The organism is Vibrio sp. S234-5 (assembly GCF_000960595.1).
In the GTDB taxonomy this organism is placed as follows: Bacteria; Pseudomonadota; Gammaproteobacteria; order Enterobacterales; family Vibrionaceae; genus Vibrio.
In genome coordinates this window covers 1-5,564 of record NZ_JZAM01000138.1, presented here as the reverse complement: position 1 = coordinate 5,564, position 5,564 = coordinate 1, and the positions used below count along the sequence as shown (strand labels likewise).

At 39.8% G+C, this 5,564-nt stretch carries 5 protein-coding genes and 1 pseudogene; all 6 read left to right on the top strand.

Annotated elements, in window-relative coordinates; translation table 11 throughout:
• A partial coding sequence (locus UF06_RS28285) for a hypothetical protein (RefSeq protein WP_206778254.1) occupies positions 1 to 240 on the top strand: 240 nt, incomplete at its 5' end.
• A gap of 424 nt (positions 241 to 664) precedes the next feature.
• Positions 665 to 1,006 carry an SH3 domain-containing protein gene (locus UF06_RS05855; protein WP_029190007.1) on the top strand — a complete coding sequence of 114 codons (342 nt, stop codon included), beginning with the start codon at positions 665 to 667 and terminating at the stop codon, positions 1,004 to 1,006.
• Between the two features lie 704 nt (positions 1,007 to 1,710).
• The gene (locus UF06_RS23150; protein WP_052702531.1) at positions 1,711 to 2,586 is read left to right on the top strand and encodes a hypothetical protein; all 876 of its coding nucleotides are present in this window, start codon (positions 1,711 to 1,713) and stop codon (positions 2,584 to 2,586) included.
• Positions 2,587 to 2,725: 139 nt separating this feature from the next.
• Entirely contained in the window at positions 2,726 to 3,604 is an 879-nt protein-coding gene (locus UF06_RS23145) for a nucleotide-binding protein (RefSeq protein ID WP_052702530.1), read from the top strand.
• Between the two features lie 1,129 nt (positions 3,605 to 4,733).
• Positions 4,734 to 5,222 (top strand): hypothetical protein, encoded by a 489-nt coding sequence (locus tag UF06_RS05840; protein ID WP_045569611.1) that lies wholly within the window; start codon positions 4,734 to 4,736, stop codon positions 5,220 to 5,222.
• 156 nt (positions 5,223 to 5,378) lie between these two features.
• Positions 5,379 to 5,564: pseudogene (locus UF06_RS27155) on the top strand (hypothetical protein); the annotation flags it as partial.

Sequence of the window (5,564 nt, the reverse complement as noted above, 5' to 3'; positions counted from 1 at the left end):
AGACATAACAAACGGTTCAAGAGGGACAGCCAACGCGCGGCATTTTTATCATGCGTTGGTTTTTGTGGTTACGGTGTTATGCGGAAGCTTGGTAATGGCGTTGGCTGCCCCTTAACCGGGCGTTATGCAACTCAGGTAAAATTAGGGGTTCAATCTTGTGGGATTTCTCCGGCCATTCGTTTTGTGTTGTCGGCAAATGAGCTTTTTGACCTTAAAATTCGTGGTTCACTCAAGCCGTAAAACAGACAAGGTTCTTTGTTTGCCTCAATCAGTTTTAACGTTGGCGCGTTGCTAATTTTGTGGGCGCAAAGTGTGGAAAGGGCAAGTTTATCGAACATTTTGTACTTGTTGAAAGTCTTGCTCGGTGAGTTTGTTTCATTCAAAAGCTTGGTTTGTTGTTGAAAGGTGGGCTTTGTTTTGGCGGCTTCTTTGTCATGGCTCTGGCTTGGGTTGATTCTTGAATCACTCAACCATTGCAATTGTGGCTTTTGGTCGTGTAAAGTCAGTTTATCTCATTGAATTTGCATAACAAACGGCTCAAGAGGGATTGCCAACGCATGGCGACTTTAGCGCAAAATTGCAGTTCAGTGTTTACAGTGTGTTTTTTGAGTTCGGCGGTGCGTTGTCAACCCCTTAGCCGGGCGTTATGTACTTTGGAGAAAATATGGAAGTAGTTACTACTGAAAAGCACGTCTCAGAATATCCCAATCCGTTTTATTTGAAACAAGGCGATAAAGTAGCTCTAGGCACAATAGACGACGAGTTTCCCAACTGGATCTTTATAACCAGTAGTGAAGGGGAGCAGGGTTGGGCTCCAGTTCAATATATCGAAAAGATTGAAGGTGGCTCTGAAGGAATCTTGCTTAAAGATTATGACAATGCTGAACTCAATACTGTTATTGGTGAAAAACTGTCAGTGCTATTCGAACTCAATGAGTGGTATCGAGTTTCGAGGTCAACGGGTGAAATTGGTTGGGTACCAGTGCGCTCGGTACAACGTACATAACAAACAATTTAAGAGGGATTCCCAACGCTTGGCATTTTTGCTTCTACTTCAACTTTAGTGGCTACGGTACAATGCCTTAGGTTGGGTGGTAGCGTTGCTCACCCCTTAATTGGGCGTTAGCTTATCGTATGCAAGCTATACAAAAAGCTACCATTGCAGTAGCTTTTATTGTTAATAAAACCTATTTTTTCGAGGATTTACTAGGTTTCAAGTCAGGAGTGTTTCCTGGTGTTTTTTTATTGTCACGTCGACGTTGATCTGGTTTCCCTGTTGAATCAGCAATTGGTTTTGGACCTGGTTTTAGAGCCATAACAATTTTCCTTAAATGTTTGAGAGCAAATCTCTCAACTGCCAAGTTATCTTCGAAAATACATATTATCAATAGGCATCATAAGCTTATTTTTAACTAGGTCACAACAGTTGGTTGAATTACGTAAAATGCGAACTTCTGTGTCGAGAACTTTAAAGAAAACAAGCGTTTCGTATTGATATAAATTTCAAATCTTGCTTTATATAATCTTGTAGGTGAAATGTTGGTTTAAGGCGAAAATTTACCTCAGTAAGCTAACAAACGCTTCAAGAGGGACAGCCAACGCGCGGCATTTTTACTATGCGTTGGTTTCGGTGATTACGGTGTTATGCGGTAAGTTGGTAGTAGCGTTGTCTGCCCCTTAAGCGGGCGTTAACTTTCAAAATTGGTACATATGAAACAAAATCCATTCTCATTTTATGACTTTTTAGGGTATCTGATTCCTGGTGGTGTATTTACATGCGTTCTATCGTTTATGTTTGTGCCTGATTTTTGGGGAATGATTGGCGAGTTTTCACCAAAACTAAAAGATTCGATATTTGCGGGGTCATCTATTCTGATTGCGCTAATAATAGTTTTCTACATCGTAGGCCATTTGATTAGTTTGTTATCCTCTTCATTTGTTGAAAAATATCTAACTGATACATATGGTTGGCCATCTCAATATCTTTTTATAAATGTTTCAACCGACTTGTCTAAATCAGTTAAGCGTTACTTTCTTCATCTACAACATGAATGTTTTATTGGTAAAATTAACAGAAAGGATGTTGTTCGGTGCGTATTCAAACAAATCGTTTCTGGTGTGGTTTTACTTCCTTTTGTTGCTATCGAGCGAATTATGTATCGACTCCTCGGTGTTAGGCCAACTAAACTTCCTGAGCCCTTGAATAGCAGTCTGTTAAAGCGACTTGTTCAATTTTTTGAAAAATCGAAAATTGAAGTACCATATAACATCATTGAAGAAGGGTGCCTCAAAGGTGATTTATTTCGTTTTATTTATCACTACGCACAAGAAAACTCAGAAAATCACGTTCCCAAAATGGCAAACTATGTAGCTCTTTATGGTTTTTCTAGAAACATCTGCTTCGTGTTTGTTCTATTGTTTTGGGCGAGTTTGTTTCAGTCTCAAATAGATAATTGGAGCTATTGGTATAGTTTTAGTTTGGCAATAGCTTCATCCATTTTTTTCTATGGCTTTGAAAAATTCTATCGACGCTATACCTTAGAAGCGCTAATGGCTTGCGTAAGTATTCGAGATAATGAAAGTTAACAAACGCCTCAAGAGGGACTGTCAACGCGTGGCGTTTCCAGTCCCATTGAGCCGCGGTGGTTTCGGTTGTTGTGTTTGAGTTTTGTGGTAATGCGTTGCCAGCCCCTTAGGCGGGCGTTATATTTTTTAGGAGAGTTTGGTGAAAAAGAACAAACCAAAGTTATTTATTGGCTCTTCAGTTGAAGGGCTTGAAGTTGCGTACGCAATTCAAAGTGAACTGGAACATGATTCAGAGCCAACAGTTTGGTCCCAAGGTGTTTTTAACTTAACACAATCTACATTGAGTGATCTATTGTCAGCCTTAGATACGTTTGACGCAGCGATATTTGTTATGTCACCTGATGATGTCGTTAAAATGCGGGGACAAGAACAAACTGTCACGAGAGACAATGTCCTTTTTGAACTTGGTATGTTTATTGGGCGTTTGGGGCCTGAAAAAACATTTATGGTCAAGCCTCGTAACAGTCAAGATTTTCATGTTCCAACAGATCTGCTAGGGCTTACCCCTGGAGTATATGATAACGAGCGTAGCGATGGTAATTTACAAGCTGCACTAGGACCTTTTTGTTTTCAAGTCAGAAAACAGTTAGCACAAATGACTATAAAATCTGAAGCTATCGAAGTTCATGAGTCAGATATTGATGTTAAGTATAATGAGTTAATGAATAAATTAATTCAACTTGGTGGATATCAGCGTATGCTAGAAAACCAAGAATGGCCGTCTGATTCTGTGCTTAAGTCTTATCATGAATTACGTGCAGATGTTTTTTCAATTTTAAAGTCAGATTTTGGTAATTTGCTTGAAATGATAACAGCATCAGGGATTTTGAGTGTTTTCTTTGGTGATATTTATGATAACGCATATGTAACACTGGATATTAAAAGTGTCGACTTTTTAGACAATAACTTCATCCAGTTTGGTGCTACAGATATAACTGCAAGCTCAATGGATATACCAAAAGAAATTGTCACTTGGTTCGATGATAGATTCGATATCGTAGCGAAAGAAAAAATATAACAAAGCATTTAAGAGTGATTCCCAACGCTTGGCGTTTTTCATTCCATCGTTGGGTTTTGTGTTTACGGTTGTAAGGTTGAGTTTCGTGGTTGCGTTGCTCACACCTTAATGCGGCGTTATGTTTAATCACGTCAAATCAGTTGGTTGCATCTTTTCTTTGCTCCCTCGGCTTGTTGGTTTTGTGCTTGTCGGCAAGTTGGCTTCAGTGGGCGCTGTTTTCCGGACATTTATTCTTTGGCGCTGGAAATTCAGAGTGTTGCCTCAGTCAATTTTCGAGTAAGCGCGAGGTAGGTGCGGCTGGCTCAATCAGTATTTTGACCACAAGTTTTTGGGCTTGAGTTGCCAAAATTCGAAGTCTGTTTTTCAAATCTATGAGTTATTTCAGTTTTTTAGGTCATGGCTTTTGTTTGTGAGTCAATGCTGAGTTAATCTTGGTTTTGGTAAACGTAAGCCCTTGAAGCTTAAACATAACAAAGCGTTAAAGAGGGATTCATGCCGCGTGGCATTTTTGGTATGCAGCGAATTTTGGTGGTTAAAGTGGTTTGCAGAAAGTTGGTTTATGCGGCATTCACCCCTTAACGCGGCGTTATGCAACTCAGGTAAATTTAGGGGCTCAATCTTTTGGGATTTCTCTGGCCATTCGTTTTGTATTGTCGGCAAATGAGCATTTTTACCCTAAAATTCGTGGTTCACTCAAGCCGTAAAACAGACAAGGTTCTTTGTTTGCCTCAATGAGTTTTAGCGTTGGCGCGTTGTAAATTCAGTGGGCACAAAGTGTGGAAAGGGCAAGTTTATCGAGCATTTTGTACTTGCTGAAGTTTTCGCTCGTTGAGTTTTCCTGACACAAAAGCTTGGTTTGGTGCTGAAAGGTGGACTTTGTTTTGGCTGCTCATTTATCACAGTTCTTGCTTGGGTTGATTCTTGAATCACTCAACCATTGCAATTGTGGCTTTTGGTCGTGTAAATTCAGTTTATCTCATTGAATTTGCATAACAAACGGCTCAAGAGGGATTGCCAACGCGTGGCGGTTTTAGTGCACAATTGAAGTTCAGTGTTTACAGTGTGTTTTTTAAGTTCGGCGGTGCGTTGTCAACCCCTTAGCCGGGCGTTAGAATTTTAGTCGAGTTATATGAAAACATTAATAATTGGTGTGCTAGAGTACGTTTCAGTCTTTCTGCTTGCGGTAGAGGCTATAAAACTTGAAAATTTATCCTGGGTTAAGGATAAATCTATAAAAATTGGGTCAATCTTAAACCCTCAAATAACTTTTGTGGACGAGAAAGGCTACGTTGCACCAACTACGTTTTTGGGCAAGTATGGTATTAAGTTGTTTGCAGTTGCACTTTATATTGTAGGTGTGGGTGTTTCTGCTTGGGGACTGTCATTATTTGGTTTGCAAATGTCGGGACTGCTCCCTGATTCTGCGTTGACTTGGATCCTTTCGGGTTTGTATGTTTTATTCATATGTCCAGTCATTGGTTTCGCCGTGTATAATTCGATTGTTGTACTTTTCTCAATCGTTGTAAAAGCTTTGTCGTGGGTTGAGCGCTCAACTCAATCGGGAGCTGTTGGCATAGTAGGTTTTGCTCTTTTCTCTATTCAGTTCTTTATGCAATAAAATTCTAACAAACAATTTAAGAGGGATTCACAACGCTTGGCATTTTTGCTTCTACTTCAAATTTAGTGTTTATGGCACAATGCTTTAGGTTTGGGTGGAGGCGTTGTTCACCCCTTAATTGGGCGTTATGTTTTCGTGATAACTTGAGGAAAAGAGATGGATTTCATTTGGTTGGTTTTAGCTTTTGGCGCGGCTGCAATATTCTACTATTTTGTATCATATTCGAAGCCACAGGATGATGATTGGCACAAATTGCCGACACTTGAGAATTATTTGATAAAGCATCCTGAATGTAAAACAGCAGATCCAGAAAGTGCTAAATGCTTTAGTTGTGGTTCAGAC